Here is a 20,574-nt window from a genome sequence, read left to right as displayed (position 1 = left end):
CTCATCTAAGACTTCAGCTTCGGATTCTTCGAGAACTTCGATCGAGGTTTCGCCTTCGAGAGCGTCTTCATCAAAGATGTCGGGTTCTTCGAGAACGACCGGTTGCTCTTCTACGAGTTCCTCATCGAGGACTACCGGTAGAGTTTCAACTTCCACCGTTGCCTCATCTAAGACTTCAGCTTCGGATTCTTCAGGCACTAACTTTTCTTCCGACTCCTCTTCAAAAGAGGATTCTTCTTCGTAAACATAGTTAGGATCGACAATACCGCGCACGTCGGAAGCGTTAAGTTCTCCGCGAACGAGCTTCGACAGGGTATCTTCTCCCCCCGGTTCGTAGACGAACGTCCGCACGGTGTTATTAAAGATATTTTCGATCGGATTGCCCAGTTCGTCGAGAAACTCCAGTTGCACCCAATGTTTTCCGGGTAAAAACCCCTGGATGTAAATCGGTTGCCAGCGATCGCTCGTAAAACTTTTGCCATCAATCGTCCAACGAATTTGCCAATCGGCGATCTCATCTTCGGTCGATTCTTGGGCAACCAAATGGAGGGGAGCATTGGTTAAGTAGTAGTCGAGCATAATCGGCTCGGCACCGTAACTGCCTTGCGGACGAGAATAGGTGAGCAACGGCAAACTGGGATCGGGTTTATTTTCGTCGGTGCGGGCGTAAATGTGAAATGTGGTTTTGGCGTAAGCACCGTCGTTCTTGAAACTTTCATGCCAGGGACGGGAGGCAAACACTCGCAATGTATGAGTTCCCGGAGATACTTCTTCGAGAATTAACGGTTCGCTGGGATCGTAAACGGAAATTGCGGGCTGGTTGTCGAGAATGACATTCAGGTGGGGTCCCAAATCGAAGCGCTCGTCTTTGAACGTGGGTAAATCCTCGACCTGTAGCTGTACCGTAACGGTTTCTTCTTCAAATACCGTATCGGGTTCGGGGGCAATAATCGAGACTTGCGGTCGATAGAGGTCTAAGTCGCGGTGTAATTCTTGGAGAGCGGTGGGTGGCGAGACTTCGACGATTTGCGGTTCGGGAGGTTCGACGGGAACGGATTTGTCTCCCACTCGATCGCCGGCACTGCCATCGCTACATCCGATGGCGATCGAAGAGAAGGCGACGATGGCGAAACATCTGACTAGTATCCGGCTCCACGACCAATTCTGTCTCGACACGCTTTTTTGTTACTCCTTAAGATTGTAGTTGGGCGATCTCGGGGTTCCAAACCGTACGACTGTAAGCCTCGGTACGGAAGTAGGCTTCCGATAGATTCTCTTCCTCTTTGACTGTCTTGGCCGTTTTCTTGGGATGAGGGCAGCCTAAGGGAAGGTAGCCAGGTCGAAGATTGTATCGCCCGAACGATGTGTGCGTCTGAGTTTTGGGTCTCAATCGCTTATGCCACTATATCGGAAAAGCCGAACATCTCACTCAAGGGTGGGCGATCGATCCCCAGCAATAGAGCCATTGCTATTCTCTCAATAGAGATGTCGCTATTAATTAAACCTATCAAAATGTCAAATCTCACAATCATTTTAACTTTTGTAAACTAAGTTTAACTTTATGCAACATCTCTGAGATTTGACTTGACTTTTACAATTCAATCGGCAATATATTTGCTTACTTCTGTTAGTCAATTTTTTTAATTGAATTCTGGTAGGGTAAGCCCTATAATGACAGACGTGCGCTTTTAACGCGAGCTTCAGAGGCTTCGAGTCTGGCTTTCATAAAAGTAAAGATTCGCAAGAAAATTTCCTCTCTAAGGCAAAGTTTGCCAACAACCATAAAAAAGATAAAAAGTGATTATGTGGCCGTAACTCAAAATGAGTTTCCAAAACCTACTACTCATCACTTCTTACGAGAGGAAAGTCATTGTCTGAAGATTGCGTTGAGCGCTGTTCAAATTCCTCATTTCAGATTCAGAGAGAGAGGAGAAACTCAATGACGATTAGTCCTCCAGAGCGGGAGGCAAAAGCAAAAGTCAGTGTCGATACCGATCCGGTGCCTACCTCATTTGAAAAGTGGGGAAAGCCTGGTCATTTCGATCGGACTTTAGCTCGGGGTCCCAAGACAACTACTTGGATTTGGAACCTCCATGCTGACGCTCACGATTTCGATAGTCAAACTAGTGACCTGCAAGATATTTCGCGCAAAATTTTTAGCGCTCACTTCGGTCACTTAGCTGTTATTTTCATTTGGTTGAGCGGCGCGTATTTCCACGGTGCTCGTTTCTCGAACTACGAAGCTTGGTTGAGCGACCCCACGGGCATCAAACCAAGCGCTCAAGTGGTCTGGCCCATCGTCGGGCAAGAGATCTTAAACGGCGATGTCGGCGGCGGTTTCCACGGCATTCAGATTACCTCCGGGCTGTTCCAGCTCTGGCGGGCTTCTGGCTTCACCAACGAGTTTCAGCTCTACTGCACTGCCATTGGTGCGTTGGTGATGGCTGGTTTGATGCTGTTTGCTGGCTGGTTCCACTACCACAAAAAAGCTCCAACCCTCGATTGGTTCCAAAACGTGGAATCGATGATGAACCACCACCTGTCGGTTCTCTTGGGTTGCGGCTCTTTGGGTTGGGCCGGACACCAAATTCACGTGTCCTTGCCGGTCAACAAATTGCTCGATGCTGGGGTAGCACCGAAAGATATTCCCCTGCCTCACGAGTTCTTGTTTGACACGAGCAAGATGGCCGAGCTGTACCCAAGTTTCGCCGAAGGTCTCAAGCCTTTCTTCACCCTAGATTGGGGAGTTTATTCTGACTTCCTGACCTTCAAAGGTGGCTTGAACCCGCAAACCGGTGGATTGTGGCTCTCCGATACCGCTCACCACCACTTGGCGATTGCGGTGCTCTTCATTGTTGCCGGTCACATGTACCGCACCAACTGGGGAATTGGCCACAGCATGAAAGAAATCCTGGAGGCACATAAAGGTCCTTTCACTGGAGAAGGACACAAGGGTCTCTACGAAATCCTCACCACCTCCTGGCACGCTCAGCTCGCCATCAACCTGGCTCTGCTTGGTTCTTTGAGCATCATCGTCGCCCATCACATGTACGCGATGCCTCCGTATCCGTACATCGCAACCGACTACCCGACTCAGCTATCCCTCTTCACCCACCACACGTGGATTGGAGGATTCTGTATCGTGGGTGCGGGCGCGCACGGTGCGATTTTCATGGTTCGGGATTACGATCCGGCCAAAAACGTCAACAATCTGCTCGATCGGGTTATCCGCCATCGAGATGCAATTATTTCCCACCTAAACTGGGTTTGCATCTGGTTGGGCTTCCATAGCTTTGGGTTGTACATCCACAACGACACCATGCGTGCGTTGGGTCGTCCCCAAGATATGTTCTCCGATACCGGCATTCAATTGCAGCCGATCTTTGCTCAGTGGGTACAAAATATCCATGCAACTGCTGCCGGCGCAACGGCTCCTAATGCTTTAGCCGGTGTCAGCCCTGCTTTTGGTGGTGATGTCGTCGCTGTAGGCGGCAAAGTCGCCATGATGCCCATCACATTGGGAACGGCTGACTTCATGGTGCACCACATCCATGCGTTCACCATTCACGTCACCGTCCTGATTCTGCTCAAGGGCGTTCTCTTTGCCCGCAGTTCTCGTCTCGTTCCCGACAAGGGTCAAATCGGTTTCCGATTCCCCTGCGACGGTCCCGGACGGGGCGGTACTTGCCAAGTTTCGGGTTGGGATCACGTGTTCCTCGGCCTGTTCTGGATGTACAACTGCATTTCCGTCGTGATTTTCCACTTCAGTTGGAAGATGCAGTCCGATGTATGGGGAACTGTTTCCTCTGATGGTACGGTTTCCAACATCGCTTACGGCAACTTCGCACAGAGTGCGATTTGTATCAACGGCTGGTTGCGCGACTTCCTGTGGTCGCAGGCCTCTGCGGTGATCACGTCCTACGGTTCGGCTCTGTCGGCCTACGGTCTGATGTTCCTAGCCGGTCACTTCGTGTTTGCTTTTAGCCTGATGTTCCTGTTCAGCGGTCGCGGCTACTGGCAAGAGCTCATCGAGTCCATCGTCTGGGCTCACAACAAGTTGAAGGTTGCCCCATCGATTCAGCCTCGCGCCTTGAGCATCATTCAAGGTCGTGCAGTTGGTGTGGCTCACTACCTCCTCGGAGGAATCGTGACCACTTGGGCATTCTTCCTGGCACGGATCATTTCGGTAGGATGATAGCGAGGAGGAACTAGTAAGAACTTATGGCAACTAAATTCCCAAAATTTAGCCAGGATTTGGCTAACGACCCGACAACTCGTCGGATCTGGTATGGGATTGCAACGGCCCACGATTTTGAAAGCCACGATGGCATGACTGAAGAAAATCTTTATCAGAAGATTTTCGCCTCTCACTTCGGTCACCTCGCCATTATCTTTCTGTGGACTTCGGGCAACCTATTCCACGTCGCCTGGCAAGGAAACTTCGAGCAGTGGATTAAAGATCCGCTCAACGTCCGTCCGATCGCCCACGCGATTTGGGACCCACACTTCGGTGAAGGTGCAATTGATGCCTTTACTCAAGCCGGAGCCACCAATCCCGTTAATATCTGCTATTCCGGTGTCTACCACTGGTGGTACACCATCGGCATGAGAACAAATGGAGACTTGTACCAGGGATCGATCTTCCTGCTGATTCTGTCTTCCATCTTGCTGTTTGCCGGTTGGCTGCACTTGCAACCCAAATATCGTCCGAGCTTGGCTTGGTTCAAAAATGCGGAATCCCGCCTGAATCACCACCTCGCTGGCTTATTTGGTGTTAGCTCCCTGGCATGGACCGGTCACTTGGTACACGTCGCTATCCCCGAATCTCGCGGTCAGCACGTCGGCTGGGATAACTTCCTGAGCACGATGCCTCACCCGGCTGGTTTAGCGCCCTTCTTTACCGGTAACTGGGCCGTCTACGCCCAGGATCCCGATACGGCGAGCCATGTCTTTGGGACGTCTGAAGGTGCCGGGACTGCGATTCTGACCTTCTTGGGTGGATTCCATCCCCAAACCGAGTCCCTGTGGCTCACGGATATGGCGCACCACCATTTGGCAATTGCCGTGATCTTCATTGTTGCCGGTCATATGTACCGCACCAACTGGGGAATCGGTCACAGCCTTAAGGAAATCCTTGACGGTCACAAACCGCCTTCGGGTAAGTTGGGTGACGGTCACAAGGGAATGTTCGACACCGTCAACAATTCCTTGCACTTCCAGCTCGGTCTGGCATTGGCTAGCCTCGGTGTTGTCACCTCTTTGGTGGCGCAGCACATGTACGCTATGCCTCCCTACGCCTTCATTGCCAAGGACTACACCACCATGGCGGCGCTCTATACCCATCACCAGTACATTGCTGGATTCATCATGTTGGGTGCGTTCGCTCACGGTGCGATCTTCTTGGTTCGCGACTACGATCCCGAAGCCAACAAGAACAACGTTCTGGCTCGGATTATCGACCACAAAGAAGCGATTATCTCGCACTTGAGCTGGGTTTCCCTGTTCTTGGGCTTCCATACCTTGGGCTTGTACGTCCATAACGATGTGGTGGTTGCCTTCGGCACCCCTGAAAAACAAATCCTGATCGAACCGGTGTTCGCTCAATGGATTCAAGCCTCTCACGGCAAGGCTCTCTACGCCTTCGACGTGTTCCTATCCAATCCCGATAGTATTGCCACCACCGCGTGGCCTAATGGCGGAGACGTCTGGCTTCCCGGCTGGCTCGATGCCATCAACAGCGGTACGAACTCTCTGTTCTTGACCATCGGACCTGGCGACTTCTTGGTTCACCACGCCATCGCTCTGGGTCTGCACACCACCACCTTGATCTTGGTCAAAGGTGCGTTGGATGCTCGCGGTTCTAAGCTGATGCCGGACAAAAAAGACTTCGGTTACAGCTTCCCCTGCGACGGTCCCGGTCGGGGCGGTACTTGCGACATCTCTGCTTGGGATGCCTTCTATCTCGCTGCCTTCTGGATGCTCAACACTCTCGGTTGGTTGACATTCTACTGGCACTGGAAGCACCTGGCGGTGTGGCAAGGCAACGTAGCTCAATTCAACGAATCTTCCACTCACTTGATGGGTTGGTTCCGCGATTACCTGTGGCTGAACTCCGCCCAGCTTATCAACGGTTACAACCCCTATGGCGTGAATAACCTGTCGGTTTGGGCTTGGATGTTCTTAGCCGCTCACCTCGTTTGGGCGACCAGCTTCATGTTCCTCATCTCTTGGCGGGGTTACTGGCAAGAGCTGATCGAAACCTTGGTTTGGGCTCACGAGCGCACTCCTCTGGCGAATCTGGTTCGTTGGAAAGACAAGCCCGTGGCACTCTCCATCGTCCAAGCTCGTTTGGTCGGTCTGACTCACTTCGCAGCGGGTTACGTGTTCACTTATGCCGCCTTCTTGATTGCCTCGACGGCAGGCAAGTTTGGTTAAAGATAATAACCGAACCACTGTTTAATTGAAAAAATCCCTGGCGAATTCGCCAGGGATTTTTTTACCTCAAAATATGAATTATTTTGAATGATATGACAGTATTTGAGTTAAAAATTGTGTGTCAATCGCTAATTGTTGCCAAATACTAAGAAATCTCGTAACAAGAACGATATCTTCTATAATTCGTTACAAGAGAAAACAAATCCGCGTATCCCTTGCGCGTGAAAAGATTTTCATCAACGTTCAACCCCTGACAGTGAATTAGCTCAAAGGGTTGTCACAATCTTTAAGAGGAGATCGATTCTCATGACTATGGATGTAATTCAAGATGCTGGAGATCCCCAAGTTGGAAATCTAGCAACTCCTGTTAACGCTTCAGCTTTTACGAAAGCTTTTATCAATAACTTGCCAGCTTATCGCCAAGGATTATCTGCGAACCGTCGTGGATTAGAAGTCGGTATGGCTCATGGCTATTTTCTCTACGGTCCTTTAGTTGTCTTGGGACCGTTGCGGGATTCCGATCTCGCCGCTTTTGCGGGATTACTTGCCGCCGTTGGTTTTATCGGTATTCTAACCGTCGCTTTATCGATTTACGGTCAAGTTGGGATTAGTGCGCCTACCGCAAGCGTTACCACCGCAAATCCCCCAGAAAACTTGGGAACCCAGGAAGGCTGGAGTGATTTTGCTAGTGGTTTCCTTCTTGGTGGTTGTGGAGGAGCCGCTTTTGCTTATTTCCTCTGTACGACACCTCATCTAGCCCCCCTGCAACAGGTTGTTAGTCAGGTTTGGTCGTCCTAAGCTCGAATACGCCGATTACTTCCAAGAGCAAGGCTTTTTTCCTTCTTGAGAAGTCAAGCTATTCGGCATAAGCAAAACCCCCCAAGCAAGCTCTGCAACCGAGACAATGGGGGGTTTTCGTTTATACTCAGATCGAGCGATACACTCGAGTGCCTTTAGATTTGAAGCTTGACCGAGTAAGATTAAGCTTCGCTCTCAACATAGAGAAACAAAAGTCCCATAACGACGAAGGGCATTACCATTCCAATCAGAGGAACCATGACCCAAGGCAAGAATGAAGCTGCGTAGTCAGCACTCATCTGAAATTTCTCCTTACTATAAAATTCCGAACATTAACAAATGATTGTGTCGGAGCGAGCCGACTGCAATGCTCTCAAAATCTTGTTTGAGACCTTAAGCTAACATTTTAGGCAAGTTGGGGTAATTCAGTCTCAGAATTGGGGAATAACTTTAGAAAAGTTCACTCACGTTCGCTCGTTCGATGGAAGAGCTAAAGCCCAAAAATTAATCTTTTTCTGTGATTTTTCGATCTCCCGGTCGATCGCGTGAGGGTCTTCGATCTGTCCTTTGAGAACAATTTATCCTCAGTTTGTCAAAAAATATTACAAAACTTTGCAAAGCTAGATTAAGATATACCGATAAGTACTATGCAGAAGTATAGAGATTTGCTAAATTAGCTAGTCCTAGCGTCAATCGAAACTCACCGGCCGATCGATGACGCGGTCCTTTTCTTCGAGTGCAGTTTCCGTATCCCTTGAATAGAACTCAAATGCTAAGAGTTTTAGTCTTATGGAGAAAGTATTAATCTCCAGACTTTTCATCGGGACGCGCGATCGATAACGCCCTATTAAGGCTAAACTAGTCAAAATGCGAGCTAGCACATGGCTTTAATCACCAGAAGATCTGAAGGGTACAATTTGTATCCCACCTGCGATCTGGCGGATGGATAGGGAATTTGGGAAAAGTAGACGGATCGAAGAGCGTACTTGTGGTACCAAGAAGTACGGTATGAAGATCGCACGCTAGAATTCAATCAATCATTTAAGGAGGTGAATGCATTATGGCATCTACAAAGTACTCTCGACTCATTCGCTTTTTAGAAGACGATCTCGCGCTACCGGCTGATTCTCTGGCCGTTGCGATGCGCCATCGGGAGCAAGACCCAGGTCCGTTGCCAATGATTCTGTGGAAGTATGGTTTCATTACCATCGAACAGCTCGATCGAATTTATGAATGGCTCGAAACGGCCTGAAGAAAACATCTTGTAACTTCCATTCGAGATATGTCCGTTCCACGAAAGCAGGCGTGGCTGCTGCCAATGCGGGTGTCGCGCCAAATTTGAAACTTTACATCGATGACATCGAATCAACGTGAATCTGCCCCAAAATCGCTCTGAGTCGATCGTAATCGTCCTTGAGTAACAGGCTCAGGGTACGTCCGGCTTTGACCAACCAATCCCGATCTGCTTGGCGGAGTTGGTACACCTCGCGAATCACCGCAGCGATTAAGGCATCCACGGGTGCTCCCATCATTTGCACCAGCGTTCTCAAAAAATCGAGTCGATCGCTAAAATCCATCACTTCTTCCGGCGTGCAGTAATAAACAGCCTGGTGAATTTGAGGCGGACGAGGCGGAATATATTGATACACCGAACTCGGAGTACGATCGCCCGAGGGTGGGGTAAAGCCGACAATGGCAGCCCGAAATTCAGTTTTCAGCATCGCAAAAATCTGAGGTTGTTGCTCTCGCAAGTCATCGAGAGATAGCCCTAACGCTCGCGCCCGATGAACGGAATCGATCGGGCTAGTTGTGGCGTGATATACCACGGCATACACCTGATTGCCCGATTCTTCATCGATCGCCTTTACCCAACTGCCAAAGGGGGGCATCGCCGGAAATGTCAGATCTTCGGGTTCGAGACATTGCGCTAAAAACTCCGTCGTGGAGGTTTCGATCACTTCAGCGACGTGGTTGGGGTTTCGCTCCCCAGCAGAGAGTTGAGACAGAGGAAGACGCATGGGGCTTCAGAGTATGTGGGGATGCTGGTGAGGCAGAGAAAGCACAAGGGAAAAACCCTCTATACCGACGAGAGCGAGTTGGGACGATTCGCAAGCATTTCTCGCCAAACTCGATCGCTTCTCTTCTCTGGCTCGCCTCGCCATCAATTCTAAGTCTTGACCCGAACTCGAGCTTACTTCTTCGGACGACCGGCTGTGGCATCGACGAGTTCCAACTCCGACAAGCGGAAAGTAACGGAATGGTCCCAGTTGCCCCCCTCAAACAGCACCGAAGCTTTGCCATCGCTCACTCGCTGAACGAGACCTTGGAATTGATAGTAGATATCGTTGGCGTTGGTTACGCGAACCGCAGAACCCGGTAAAATCATAGCTTCGATCGAGGATTGTATGGTCACGTGACATACTCCCGACGTTCCCCTGATGGGAGAGCGCGGGCTTCTTGCCAACTCCACCCAACGGTTCGGATACTCGGCAAGCTTTAGTAACGATACGGGATGCCCCTCCGCACCGGTTCTTTTATTGAATTTGTTTGAGTTAACAGGCGGCGGGAGCGCACTTATGGATTTGACCTGCTTTGAGCATTATACCCAACCTGCTATTCATGAGCCAGTGCGAGGCGAAGCGTAGCGGAGGGTTCTGGCAGGCGAGCTAATAGCTTACATCTGGAGTCTGCGCTAGGACAATGCGATCGAACAAAGATACTGATGACAAATGGAACTGTCCGATCGCTGTTGCGGGAGGGACAACTCTATTAGGATTAGGATGAGGGGTCTCAACCAAAAGAGTCTCAGGGGTTAAGGGTTGAGTCCCCCATGGGTGAAGCTCCCGTTGCCACGATCGAGGATCGGAGGTTAGGATACCTTCAGTTTCCAGCACAAAGTCTCTCCTTCCCTTTCCCGAATCGAAGAGAGAGCTGGTATGTTGGGGTCTGGTCTGTCTATAACCAGTAGCCTCACAATCCCCATGTATTTACATCGTTACCTCTACTTCTTTGAAGTGGAGGTATTTGTTTAGAAAACTGCGATTGAAAAGAAAAAACACCCCCCCACAAAGGAGGGGGGGTATGGATGTGTTTACTTCGTGAAGTCTTTGATACTCTATTAATAGCCTGGTTCGAAGAGCTGCGGCATCCGTTAAATTGCCCATTTAAAGTCTGCGTAAATTTCTGTGCGTAGAACTACGGTGATTTCTCGAAGTCCGATCCCGCAGATGGCTTCTGAAATACGATCGAGCCAAACCCTCGAGCTAGACATCAACCCCAAACTCGCGTTACGATGATGTGCGTTCGATCGCCCCATCGATGGCGCTCATGCTGCATTTCCAATACTCAACATTAATTAATGCTCCCATCGAAACGGTGTGGAACTTCCACGAACGCTCGGATATCCTGCAACTGCTAACCCCACCGTGGCAAAATGTGGAAATCGTTCGCCGCGAAGGCGGATTGGATATTGGGGCGATAACGGAATTTAAACTGTTCTTCGGTCCGATTCCCGTGCGCTGGTTGGCCCGCCATACCGAATGCGATCGCTACGGTCTGTTCACCGACGAACAGATCGAAGGTCCGATGGATAGTTGGACCCATCGCCATCAATTTAGCCCGGAAGCGGGAAAAACGCGACTGACCGATGCCATTGCCTTCTCGCTACCGGGGGGAGAGCTGACTGAGGCTCTCTTGGGACCGATCGTGCGGCAACAGCTCGAAGAAATGTTTCGCTATCGCCACCAAGTGACCCAACGGGAGTGCGAACGCAATGCTCTCAACCGCTAATTATCACTGCGCTTATTGCGGCGAACCCTCCACGACATTTATTGATGTGAGCGCTGGGATGCAGCAATCCTACGTTGAAGACTGCCAGGTGTGCTGTCAGCCAAACCTGTTGTACGTTCGGATTGACGAAAATACCCTCGATATTGAAATCGATACAGAACCCGAAAGTTGAGAAAGTTCAGACAACGAGATCCCGGAAAAAAGAAAGCGCCCGACCTAGGGCGTGTCATCAATTAAATTTAGGACTCTTTCGGGATAAGGATTTGACCGCGATAGATTCAAAATCGATCGAAAACCCAGAATCCACAGCTCGTCAGGGATGTACGGCTAATTGATGACAGACCCTAGGGGTCAAGACGCGCGTCGATTCGATCGATTTTCGATGACTCAACGACCGTCGAGTTTTTCAATTTTATGCCGGAGATTTCCTGGGAACAGATCGATACCAAAGGCGGATTTAACCAAGTATGCTCCAAAAAAGAGAAAGGCACTAATGGTTAAATTGAGTCCGACTAACAGTACCAGTGCGGCGATCGTATTTCCCGCCCGGGCCATTTTGTCGGGAACGTACTTGCGGGCTTTCTTGCGGCGATCTTTTCCCACCAGCAAGACCACGTAGAAGCGAGTCAATACCAAATCGACGACAAATCTCAAATCGACGATTTTCGGAGCCGGTTTGGGAATGGCAGAATCGATCGCCCCCCGAATCGCCTCTAACTGTTGCGGGTTGAAGCTCGATCGAACCTGGGGGTCCATGCGTTCGATGTAATCCTGTGCAGTTCGGTCGGCGTAAGCTTTGGTGCTCGAACCCTGAGATTGGGCGTGAGGTTCGGGGGGTTTGCTAGAAGGTTGAGACAATGTCATTTTTTTTGAGGAGTTGCTGTGTATCCAATGGCGGCATCATCAGCCGGCAAAACGTTGACCCGATCGAAAATCCTCGCGCAAATCGAACCCGGTTCGTGGAAAACCCGGGAACTCTTGCACTCGTGACCCGATGGAATGTTGTAGATGCGGGAGACTTAACCCGATTGGAGATAAAGCAGGCTACCCAACCCAATGGCGATCCATGTCAAACCGATGGAAATCGATTGTCGAACTTTAACCGAAGCAATACCCAAAGATTGCAGGGGTTTGGCGGCGAAAGCGAGGACTAAAATCACAACGATCGAACTCGTCCAAATCCCCAGCAAGCCGGTTGCCCAAAGTGCTGCATCTTTTTTCGGAACCATCGGGTTCCAAATCGCGGGCCAAGACTTGAAAAGCGCGCCAACAGCCATTAACCCGACGAGCCAAGTATTGGCTAAAAAGATCGCTCGGGTGCCCACCATCGACAAATGCAGCGTCACGGCTAGGGTTCCCAACCAAATAAACCACGGCATCTCAAATGCGGCCATTAACCAACCGACCCAGAGATATCCCGTAAATAGTACGATCGGGTACGCGACAGTCATACTCATCCGACTCAACAGTAGTTATAGATAAAGGGTATGTAAGGGGTTAGCTCAAAGGCTCGAACGCAAGTGCGAACCTATTGCTTCTATTTCCTCAGTTGTTCGGGTTAGATCGGGATCGATAATCGATCGCTGTTGACTTTCACGAGTCGAACCCGGAGAACAGCCGGATTAAGAATGTACTCGTCCAGTTTATCCTAGCTTTATCAGTAGAATGCTTGGCAATGGGGCGGTGAACCAAGCACTCACCGCTCTTCAAGAAGATACGCGCACAAAATTAAGCGCTCGAGAAAATCAATCTCGAGCGCTCGTACATCAACATTTCAATTGAGACGGTTTATGAAATCCTTAAGGACTTGCCGGAACCAAATACTCTGACTCCAGCGGTTCGGCTGCCCCCTGACGCACCAATGCTTGGTACATCATAGCAACAACTTCCGCCCGAGTTGCTTCGCGATCGAGTTCGAGTTTGGTGCGATTGGGGTAGCTCGCCACCAACCCGGCTTGAGTTGCAGCGGCGATTTTGGGTTTTGCCCAATTTGGAACCGTATCCGCGTCTTCGTAAACGGCTAATACCGCATCGGGATTTTCCGGCAGTTGCAAACCGAGTCCCGTCGCTAGAGCAATCAGCAGTTCTAGGCGGGGAACGGTTTTTGCCGGTCGAAAGTCACCCTCGGGATAGCCATTTAAGAAATTGGCTTTGTTCGATGCCTCGATCGCGACCGCCGCCCAAAAATCTTGGGTAATATCGGTAAAATCAAGCTGGGGTTGCTTATCTTGCAAGTCGAACAGTTTGTCAATCTGGATCGCCAATTCAGCGCGATTGACCGGGGCATCCGGCCCAAATGTGGTGGCATTCTCTCCATCTTGAAATCCAGCAATTACCCTCCGGCTCGACAAACCACTAATAAAGGGGAAAGCCCAGTATTCGGGAGGCACATCGGCAAATTCAATGGGTTCTTCCGGTGGGGGTAAGTCTGGGTTGATTTGGGTTTCCGATTCAGACGGTTGTGGAGATTGTGGGGTCGCAATGGGGACTTCCACCGGTGCTTGAACTTCCCCTTCTCCTTCAGGGACAATGATAGTTGTTGCCTCATTGAGGGAGGTAGCAACTTCATCGTCTGCGGGGGGTTCATCTGTGGCAGTTGCCGTTTCTGCGTCCGCCTCCTCGTCTAGAGTTAACGCGCCGACGACGGGGAGAATGGGTGCAATGGGTTCTAAAGCATCGAAGGGAGAACCCCCTGCCTGGGCCTCCATTGCAGATGCAGCTTCATCTTCCTCAACATCTGTATCGGCGGCAGCGTCACCATCACGATCGGGTTGGAGTAAAGCCAGAACCCCATCATCTGAAGTGGGTTTTAAGACGGGAGGAAACTTCCACTCGGCTGGAGATCGCGTCAGGGTTTTCACAGAGTCCGATGCAGCAAAATCGAACTCGGCTTTGCCTCGGTTGAAAGCCCAGAACAAGATCGAGCCGAAGGCTAGAAATGCCACGACTAGTGCAATTTTCTCATCTTTTTTTAACGGTTTGGTACGCGGTGAGGGTCGTTCTGGCGGCGAGGAATTAGTCATCGTGATGGCCTCCACAGTCGATCTTCCCTCAAATTAAATCACAGCAAGGCAACTTTTGATAGTGGGGCCCTAAAGGATGCGCGCTGGAGAATATCGACATCATATCTGGAGTATGAAAATCTCATCGGTTGCTCCCCATTGCCTCAGTCCAAGTGGATGGCTCACCCAATGGCGCTAGCGTTTGCCTCGCTTGGTTTTACCCATCTCCCGTTTTTCGTTTTCTTGGCGGCGGCGATCGCGCCAATCGGCTAACGTCAGGTAACCAACTCCAAGGGTAACCACGACGAGTAATCCCAATGCCGTTGCCGATAAAACCGGCAGTAGAAGATTTTCCATCAGTTATCTTGGTCTGCTGTATCTGTGCTCGTGCTGCTACGCAGAATTAAAAATACTTACTATATATAGCTTTCACCGGTTGAGAGCTGGGTCGTTATTTCTGCCGCACTGCACTAGAGACTACCACAAGTGAGATCCTCCTTGAGGATGGACGAAGGAATTTTTAATCCTTAAATTCGCCGACAACCGACAATTCAAGTCCCGAAATCATCTTCGCGTTCGTCCATCCTAGGCGGTCGAAGTTTTCTCTTTAAAGGATTTGACATGGATGTGTCAGGCACTTAGGGTTTCTTCTCATTGATGCTCGGGCTTACTTTACGTTTTTAACGTTCCCGATTCATAGGATTTCCTTTTTCCTTTTCACTCCCCTCTCAAATTATCTCTATCTATGCGTTTTACCCATGAATGGAAATAGAGGGTGTTATCGAAAGCGAGAGTCGCTCGAGGATATTCCTCCGAATCAGCGGCTATCATCATTTCCCATATTTGAAAAGATTCTTTAAGTACGAGCACCGTTTTTTTTATTCATCGTTAGATTTGGAAAATATCAAACTTTTGATGAATTTTCTTTTAATCAACTGGAGCGCTTATGAAAGCACTACTCCTGTGGCCCGTGCTGCCCAATTCTTTTTGGTCGTATCAGGAAACTCTAGACTTAGCAAAACTGCGATCGACCAATCCTCCGTTAGGCTTAATTACCGTTGCCGCAATGTTACCGTCCCATTGGGAGATTCGATTCGTCGATCGCAACGTCCGCTGTGAAACTGAAGCCGACTGGTCTTGGTGCGATCTCGTAATAATTTCGGCGATGATCGTCCAGAAAGATGACTTTCGATCGCTGATTCAAAAAGCACTTTCTCTGGATAAAAAAGTTGCCGTCGGCGGTCCGTTTCCCACCTCGGTTCCCCAGTTTTCCCTAGATTGCGGGGCTCATTACCTGATTCTCGATGAAGGAGAACAGACAATTCCTCAATTCCTCGCCGCCTTAGAACGGGGAGACGATCGCGGTATTTATCGAGCATCCGAAAAACCCGATGTCACTCAAACACCAATCCCCCGTTTCGATTTATTAGAATTGGATGCCTACTTTGCCATTACCGTTCAATTTTCGCGCGGGTGTCCGTTCCAATGCGAATTTTGCGATATTATCAACCTCTACGGTCGCAAACCCCGCACCAAAATACCAGAGCAAATTTTAGGAGAATTAGAGGTTCTCTATCAAATGGGTTGGCATCGTTATGTCTTTATCGTCGATGATAATTTTATCGGCAACAAACGCAATGCCAAAGTCTTCCTGCGCGCCTTAATTCCCTGGATGGAAGCGCGCAACTATCCCTTTATGTTAGTCACCGAAGCCTCTCTCAATCTTGCCGAAGACGAAGAACTCATCGATTTACTTGTAAAAGCGGGTTTTGTGAAGATATTTATGGGGATTGAAACCCCCGATATCGAAAGTTTGGTCGGAATTCACAAACTGCAAAATACCCGCCGCAGCCTCATCGACTCTTGTCATAAAATTACCGAACGGGGATTGCAAATCATGGCCGGATTTATCCTCGGCTTCGACAACGAGCGACCTGGTGCGGGGGGACGAATTCGAGCGTTTATTGAAGACACGGGCATCCCCCAGGGCATGTTCGGGTTGTTACAAGCTCTCCACAACACCGCCCTGTGGCAGCGACTCAAAGCCGAGGGACGGTTGCGCGATGGGTTAGCAACGGTTCACCAAGGGGCGATAATGAACTTTACTCCCACCCGTGCGATCGAAGAAATCGTCCGCGAATACATCGAAGCCTTTTGGCACATCTACGAACCCCTGCCCTATCTGAAGCGTGCCTTCAGCCACTTTATGAGGATGAGAAACTGGCGGGGAAAACACCATCGCCCCATGACCTGGCATGAGTGGCGGCTGTTGCGAGCGATTTGCTGGCGGCAGGGGGTGCTGCGTTCCACCCGATTCCGGTTCTGGTGGCAACTGGCTGCGATCGCCCTCACTAAACCCCAACTCCTCTATGAATATCTGATGGTATTAGGGGTCGGCGAACATTTCTTTAAATACCGCCACGAGGTGAAAGCTCAGCTACTCGAACAGTTGGCGGCATTGCAAGGGGAGGCAGCAGAACTGTTGTCAGCTCCAGTTCCAGCTTTGAATTGAGTTAAGGTCTGTTTTGGATAAGACTGTTTCAGGTGAGGGCAGGGAAAGGGGTCGGGGGGAATTGGGAATGGGGATGAAGTACTTTGCTCCCGAGCAACGAGATGTCGCCAGTGTTGTCGCTTCGCTTTCAAGAGGCAAGACGGCCGCCCGAACGTCATCCAGAGTAGGCATCCCGGCGAGGTCGCGGTAGCAAAACTGACGTGAGTGAGGGATAGGCAGTTTTTCTGGCTGGGATGAAACTTTTGACCCATCACCAAACTGCCCACCGCCACCGGATCTCGAGTTCGGTTAAATACTTCTAAAAACATCACTCAGACGACACTCATACAGTCGTCTGTTACCACCACCCTGCCTCCCCGACATTAAACTAAGCCCGCGCCAACGGTTCCTCTCGGGCGGGAAACTGAGCGAAGTTGAGGGCATTCACCGTGCGAGCGGAGTCGAGGACTCTAAACTGAGCGCCGAAGCGGACGAACTGGCGTTTTTGCCCCGCAGTCACGATACCCACCACCGGCACTTTCGCCAGTTGCTCTTTGTTGGTGTGGGCTTGGAGAATGTCGAGTAGGCGACGCTGAACTTCGATACTTTTGGCTTGCTGGGGATTGAGTTCCACCATTACCATTTTCACCTGTTCGATCGGTTCGGCATCTTCAATAATCAGTTGGGTGCGATCGTCGCGCCGATCGATTTTCCCCCAGATAATCAGTCGCGCATCGGCTTGGAGACAGGGGTGAATTCGCTCGTAACTTTTGGGAAACACCACCCCTTCGGCCTGTCCGGTGAGGTCTTCGAGGTTCAAGATCGCCATCCGATCGCCTTTTTTGGTCAAAATCGGTTTAATCGAGCTTATCATGACGATTGCGCTCACCACGGTACTTTCTTGGCGATCGCTCAATTCGTTCAAATTCACCGGGGCCAGCAGTCGCGCCGATTGTTGGATCGGTTTGAGGGGATGATCGGACACGTAAAATCCCAGCAACTCCTTCTCCTGACGCAACTTCGTCAGCGGATCGTAGTCTTCGACGGGTTTCGCTTTAGGAAGGGCTTCAAACCGATTCGTTGTCTGGGTGGTTTGGGTCTCTCCCATAAAATCGAACAGATTTCCCTGTCCCGAAGCTTTATCCCGCGCCCGAGACTGGGCCCAATCGATGGTTAAGCTCAAGTTTTCCATCAATTGACGGCGGTTGGGTTCGATGCGATCGAGAGCCCCGCATTTGACTAAGGCTTCGAGAGCGCGTTTGTTCGCCGCCCGTAAATCGACGCGATCGCACAAATCTGCCAGGGATTCAAAGGGTCCGTCTTCGTCGCGCGTTGCCAGAATGCATTCGATCGCCCCCTGCCCCAAATTTTGTACTGCCGATAATCCGAACAAAATCTTACCGTCTACGGGGGTAAAATCAATTTCCGATCGATTCAAATCCGGCGGTTCTACCTGAATGTTCATATTCATGCAGGTGGCAATATATTTTTGGACTTTATCCTGGTTGCCGCTGTTTGCCGTCAGTAGCGCCGCCATATATTCAACGGGATAATTGGCTTTGAGATATGCTGTTTGGTAGGTGACATACCCATAAGCCATGGAATGGGATTTATTGAAACAATATTCAGCGAATTTAATCATCTGGTCGAAGAGTTCTTCGGCAATTTTTTGACTCACCCCATTTTTCGCCGAACCATCGATAAAAATGTCCCGATGTTTTTGCATCTCCGCCAGCTTTTTCTTCCCCATGGCGCGGCGCAATAAATCTGCTTCTCCTAAGGTGTATCCCGCTAAGTCCTGAGCGATTTTCATAATCTGCTCTTGATACACCATCACCGCATAGGTTTCCTGGAGGATGGGTTCTAACAGAACGTGTTCGTACTCGACTTTTTCCTGACCGTGTTTGCGGTTGATAAACTTCGGAATCAGACCCGCATCCAGAGGTCCCGGACGGTAGAGGGAAAGAATCGATGAAATATCTTCAATACTCGACGGTTTCAAATCGCGCACCACTTGCCGCATCCCGGAAGATTCCAATTGGAACACGCCCGCGAGTTGACCCACCGATAACAATTGATAGGTTTTTTGAATGTCGCTAGGAAGCTTTTTATCTTCACTGCGCGCGAGAATTGCTTGTGCTTTGCGTTCCTCAGCCGGGAGTCGATCGGGATCGATATCGATATTTTTCCCTTTCTTCACCAAATCGAGAGTTTTCTGAATCATCGTTAGGTTTTTCAGACCCAGAAAATCCATTTTCAACATTCCCAGGGATTCGAGTTCTTCCATCGAATACTGAGTCGTCACCGCACCTTCTTTATTCAGCTGTAGAGGGACAATTTCATCGAGGGGATCGGCAGAAATCACCACCCCAGCAGCGTGAACCCCAGAAGATTTGTTCGTTCCTTCGATCCGAATTGCCATCTCCACCCACCGACGGACGATCGGATCGCTATCGTAGGCTTCTTTAAATTCCGGTGCCGGGGTATCTTTAGAAATCATCACTGCCAGTTTTTCCGGTTTGCCTCTCGATACCGGAATCAGTTTCGCCATTTTGTCGGCTTGTTTGTAAGGAATATCCAACACCCGACCAACATCTTTCAGAACCGCCTTCGAGGTCATTCGGTTGAAGGTAATAATTTGCGCCACCCGGTCTTTGCCGTACTTCTCGGTGACGTATTCGATCACTTCATCTCGCCGGTCGATGCAAAAGTCGGTATCGATATCTGGCATCGATTTGCGTTCGGGATTGAGAAAACGCTCGAACAGCAAGCCGTGATGCACCGGATCGATATTCGTAATCCGCAGGGTATAAGCGACCAACGAACCGGCAGCCGAACCCCGACCGGGCCCGACGGGAATTTTGCGGTCTCTGGCAAACTTGATGTAGTCCCACACCACCAGAAAATAGGTGGAAAATCCCATCCGCTGAATCATTTTCAGTTCGTATTCCAACCGTTCTTTATAGACCGGTTGAATTTCGGCGCGGGTTCTGGCTTTTAATCGCTCGAGCAATCCCTGCCAAGACAGTTCTTCAACGTAGGTATCGGAGGTGTAACCGGAGGGGATGGGAAAGTCGGGAATTCGGGTGTCACCGAAAATATTGTAGGGTTGCACTTTGTCGGCCACTTCGAGGGTATTGGAAATCGCCTCTTGGATAGTTTCGTCCTCTAGATGATCGCGAAACAGCAGTGCCATTTCTTCGGCGGATTTGAGATATTCCGTCCCCGAATAGCGCAGTCGTTTGTCTTCAGTGACCAGCTTTTTCGTCTGGATGCACAGCAATGCATCGTGGGCTTCTACGTCGTTACAAGAAATATAATGGGAATCGTTTGTGGCAATAATTTTAATGTCGAGTTCTCGGGCAATTTTAACAATTTCTGTATTCACCAATCGGTCTTCTGGCATCCCGTGGTCTTGAATTTCGAGATAGTAATCTTCCCCGAATACATCTTTGTACCACTGGGCGACTTTTCGCGCCGCATCGGGTCTTTTCTTGAGGATGGCTTGGGGCACTTCTCCCCCCAAACACGCACTGGTAACAATCAGTCCTTCGCTATATTGTTTGAGTAAGTCTTTATTAATACAGGGACGAGAAAATATTCCCTTCCCTTGCACGCCCTCTAAGCTAGAAACGGTGGTAAGTTTGACTAAGTTTTGATAACCGGTGCTATTTTTTGCCAGGACGACTTGATGATATCGGGGACGGCGTTCTTGCTTGGTAATATCCCCGTTAATAACGTACATTTCATTACCGATTATCGGCTTTATATTTCGATCGCGGCAAGTTTTAATCAGCTCCACGGCTCCGTACATCACGCCGTGGTCTGTGAGCGCAATTGCCGGCATACCAAGCTCCTGCGCTCTTTTGACTAATTGCGGAAGCTGACTGGCACCGTCGAGCAGGCTGTAGTCGCTATGAATGTGGAGACCAACAAAAGACATCGTTTAACTGAATTAAGTCAGAGAATAAGGGTAAATTAATGATGCGTTGATATCGGTAAAATCGATATCTGAAATGAGAAAAAACGAGAAAATATGATGATATTTTGCTAATACCA

At 49.8% G+C, this 20,574-nt stretch carries 16 protein-coding genes; 7 read left to right on the top strand and 9 right to left on the bottom strand.

Annotated elements, in window-relative coordinates; all coding sequences use genetic code 11:
• Positions 1–1,176, bottom strand: a 1,176-nt coding sequence (locus AC2215_RS08455) for a hypothetical protein (protein WP_486809532.1), incomplete at its 3' end; no start/stop codon positions are given.
• 763 nt (positions 1,177–1,939) lie between these two features.
• On the opposite strand from AC2215_RS08455, the gene psaA reads away from it, so the two are divergent.
• The 3 genes from psaA to AC2215_RS08440 all read left to right on the top strand — a co-directional run bounded on the left by psaA (position 1,940) and on the right by AC2215_RS08440 (position 7,233).
• Positions 1,940–4,195: a photosystem I core protein PsaA gene (gene psaA / locus AC2215_RS08450; RefSeq protein ID WP_486809531.1), complete on the top strand. Its 2,256-nt coding sequence runs from the start codon at positions 1,940–1,942 to the stop codon at positions 4,193–4,195.
• Positions 4,196–4,221: 26 nt separating this feature from the next.
• A complete protein-coding gene (gene psaB, locus AC2215_RS08445; protein ID WP_486809530.1) occupies positions 4,222–6,435 on the top strand; it encodes a photosystem I core protein PsaB in 2,214 nt (737 codons plus the stop codon).
• 306 nt (positions 6,436–6,741) lie between these two features.
• The gene (locus AC2215_RS08440) at positions 6,742–7,233 is read left to right on the top strand and encodes a photosystem I reaction center subunit XI (RefSeq protein WP_486809529.1); all 492 of its coding nucleotides are present in this window, start codon (positions 6,742–6,744) and stop codon (positions 7,231–7,233) included.
• A 182-nt stretch (positions 7,234–7,415) separates the two neighbouring features.
• Here the strand turns inward: AC2215_RS08440 and AC2215_RS08435 are convergent, their stop codons facing one another.
• Entirely contained in the window at positions 7,416–7,532 is a 117-nt protein-coding gene (locus AC2215_RS08435; RefSeq protein ID WP_486809528.1) for a photosystem I reaction center subunit VIII, read from the bottom strand.
• 761 nt (positions 7,533–8,293) lie between these two features.
• Between AC2215_RS08435 and AC2215_RS08430 the strand changes: the two genes are divergently transcribed.
• Complete coding sequence (locus tag AC2215_RS08430) at positions 8,294–8,485, top strand: DUF2949 domain-containing protein (protein WP_264319589.1); 192 nt, start codon at positions 8,294–8,296, stop codon at positions 8,483–8,485.
• Between the two features lie 94 nt (positions 8,486–8,579).
• Here the strand turns inward: AC2215_RS08430 and AC2215_RS08425 are convergent, their stop codons facing one another.
• Both AC2215_RS08425 and AC2215_RS08420 read right to left on the bottom strand, forming a co-directional pair.
• Complete coding sequence (locus AC2215_RS08425; protein ID WP_486809527.1) at positions 8,580–9,251, bottom strand: HAS-barrel domain-containing protein; 672 nt, start codon at positions 9,249–9,251, stop codon at positions 8,580–8,582.
• Between the two features lie 173 nt (positions 9,252–9,424).
• Positions 9,425–9,619 (bottom strand): NAD(P)H dehydrogenase subunit NdhS, encoded by a 195-nt coding sequence (locus AC2215_RS08420; RefSeq protein WP_486809535.1) that lies wholly within the window; start codon positions 9,617–9,619, stop codon positions 9,425–9,427.
• A gap of 941 nt (positions 9,620–10,560) precedes the next feature.
• Here AC2215_RS08420 and AC2215_RS08415 point away from each other — a divergent pair.
• Both AC2215_RS08415 and AC2215_RS08410 read left to right on the top strand, forming a co-directional pair.
• The gene (locus AC2215_RS08415) at positions 10,561–11,022 is read left to right on the top strand and encodes an SRPBCC family protein (RefSeq protein ID WP_486809526.1); all 462 of its coding nucleotides are present in this window, start codon (positions 10,561–10,563) and stop codon (positions 11,020–11,022) included.
• On the top strand, positions 11,006–11,194 hold the full coding sequence (locus AC2215_RS08410) for a CPXCG motif-containing cysteine-rich protein (protein ID WP_486809525.1): 189 nt from the start codon (positions 11,006–11,008) through the stop codon (positions 11,192–11,194). The genes AC2215_RS08415 and AC2215_RS08410 overlap by 17 nt, the downstream gene beginning before the upstream one ends.
• A 215-nt stretch (positions 11,195–11,409) precedes the next feature.
• Here the strand turns inward: AC2215_RS08410 and AC2215_RS08405 are convergent, their stop codons facing one another.
• The 4 genes from AC2215_RS08405 to AC2215_RS08390 form a co-directional block, all read right to left on the bottom strand.
• Entirely contained in the window at positions 11,410–11,886 is a 477-nt protein-coding gene (locus tag AC2215_RS08405) for a hypothetical protein (RefSeq protein ID WP_486809524.1), read from the bottom strand.
• Between the two features lie 155 nt (positions 11,887–12,041).
• Positions 12,042–12,473, bottom strand: a complete 432-nt coding sequence (locus tag AC2215_RS08400; protein WP_486809523.1) for a hypothetical protein — start codon at positions 12,471–12,473, stop codon at positions 12,042–12,044.
• A gap of 348 nt (positions 12,474–12,821) precedes the next feature.
• On the bottom strand, positions 12,822–14,045 hold the full coding sequence (locus tag AC2215_RS08395; RefSeq protein ID WP_486809522.1) for an S-layer homology domain-containing protein: 1,224 nt from the start codon (positions 14,043–14,045) through the stop codon (positions 12,822–12,824).
• A gap of 174 nt (positions 14,046–14,219) precedes the next feature.
• Positions 14,220–14,381 (bottom strand): hypothetical protein, encoded by a 162-nt coding sequence (locus tag AC2215_RS08390; RefSeq protein WP_486809521.1) that lies wholly within the window; start codon positions 14,379–14,381, stop codon positions 14,220–14,222.
• A 589-nt stretch (positions 14,382–14,970) separates the two neighbouring features.
• On the opposite strand from AC2215_RS08390, the gene AC2215_RS08385 reads away from it, so the two are divergent.
• The gene (locus AC2215_RS08385) at positions 14,971–16,536 is read left to right on the top strand and encodes a B12-binding domain-containing radical SAM protein (protein ID WP_486809520.1); all 1,566 of its coding nucleotides are present in this window, start codon (positions 14,971–14,973) and stop codon (positions 16,534–16,536) included.
• A 367-nt stretch (positions 16,537–16,903) separates the two neighbouring features.
• Here AC2215_RS08385 and AC2215_RS08380 read toward each other — a convergent pair whose 3' ends face one another.
• Entirely contained in the window at positions 16,904–20,458 is a 3,555-nt protein-coding gene (locus tag AC2215_RS08380) for a DNA polymerase III subunit alpha (RefSeq protein ID WP_486809519.1), read from the bottom strand.
• Positions 20,459–20,574 lie beyond the last annotated feature (116 nt).

It is taken from the genome of Zarconia sp. (genome assembly GCF_057467645.1).
This window is presented reverse-complemented; position numbering and strand designations above follow the sequence as displayed.

Bases quoted from the DNA above. Each gene is read 5' to 3' on its own strand.
- psaB (WP_486809530.1), top strand. From the start codon at position 4,222: ATGGCAACTAAATTCCCAAAATTTAGCCAGGATTTGGCTAACGACCCG.
- AC2215_RS08400 (WP_486809523.1), bottom strand. From the start codon at position 12,473: ATGACTGTCGCGTACCCGATCGTACTATTTACGGGATATCTCTGGGTC.
- AC2215_RS08385 (WP_486809520.1), top strand. From the start codon at position 14,971: ATGAAAGCACTACTCCTGTGGCCCGTGCTGCCCAATTCTTTTTGGTCG.
- AC2215_RS08420 (WP_486809535.1), bottom strand. From the start codon at position 9,619: ATGATTTTACCGGGTTCTGCGGTTCGCGTAACCAACGCCAACGATATC.
- AC2215_RS08430 (WP_264319589.1), top strand. From the start codon at position 8,294: ATGGCATCTACAAAGTACTCTCGACTCATTCGCTTTTTAGAAGACGAT.
- AC2215_RS08395 (WP_486809522.1), bottom strand. From the start codon at position 14,045: ATGACTAATTCCTCGCCGCCAGAACGACCCTCACCGCGTACCAAACCG.
- AC2215_RS08440 (WP_486809529.1), top strand. From the start codon at position 6,742: ATGACTATGGATGTAATTCAAGATGCTGGAGATCCCCAAGTTGGAAAT.
- AC2215_RS08405 (WP_486809524.1), bottom strand. From the start codon at position 11,886: ATGACATTGTCTCAACCTTCTAGCAAACCCCCCGAACCTCACGCCCAA.
- AC2215_RS08390 (WP_486809521.1), bottom strand. From the start codon at position 14,381: ATGGAAAATCTTCTACTGCCGGTTTTATCGGCAACGGCATTGGGATTA.
- AC2215_RS08410 (WP_486809525.1), top strand. From the start codon at position 11,006: ATGCTCTCAACCGCTAATTATCACTGCGCTTATTGCGGCGAACCCTCC.
- AC2215_RS08415 (WP_486809526.1), top strand. From the start codon at position 10,561: ATGCTGCATTTCCAATACTCAACATTAATTAATGCTCCCATCGAAACG.
- AC2215_RS08425 (WP_486809527.1), bottom strand. From the start codon at position 9,251: ATGCGTCTTCCTCTGTCTCAACTCTCTGCTGGGGAGCGAAACCCCAAC.
- psaA (WP_486809531.1), top strand. From the start codon at position 1,940: ATGACGATTAGTCCTCCAGAGCGGGAGGCAAAAGCAAAAGTCAGTGTC.
- AC2215_RS08380 (WP_486809519.1), bottom strand. From the start codon at position 20,458: ATGTCTTTTGTTGGTCTCCACATTCATAGCGACTACAGCCTGCTCGAC.
- AC2215_RS08435 (WP_486809528.1), bottom strand. From the start codon at position 7,532: ATGAGTGCTGACTACGCAGCTTCATTCTTGCCTTGGGTCATGGTTCCT.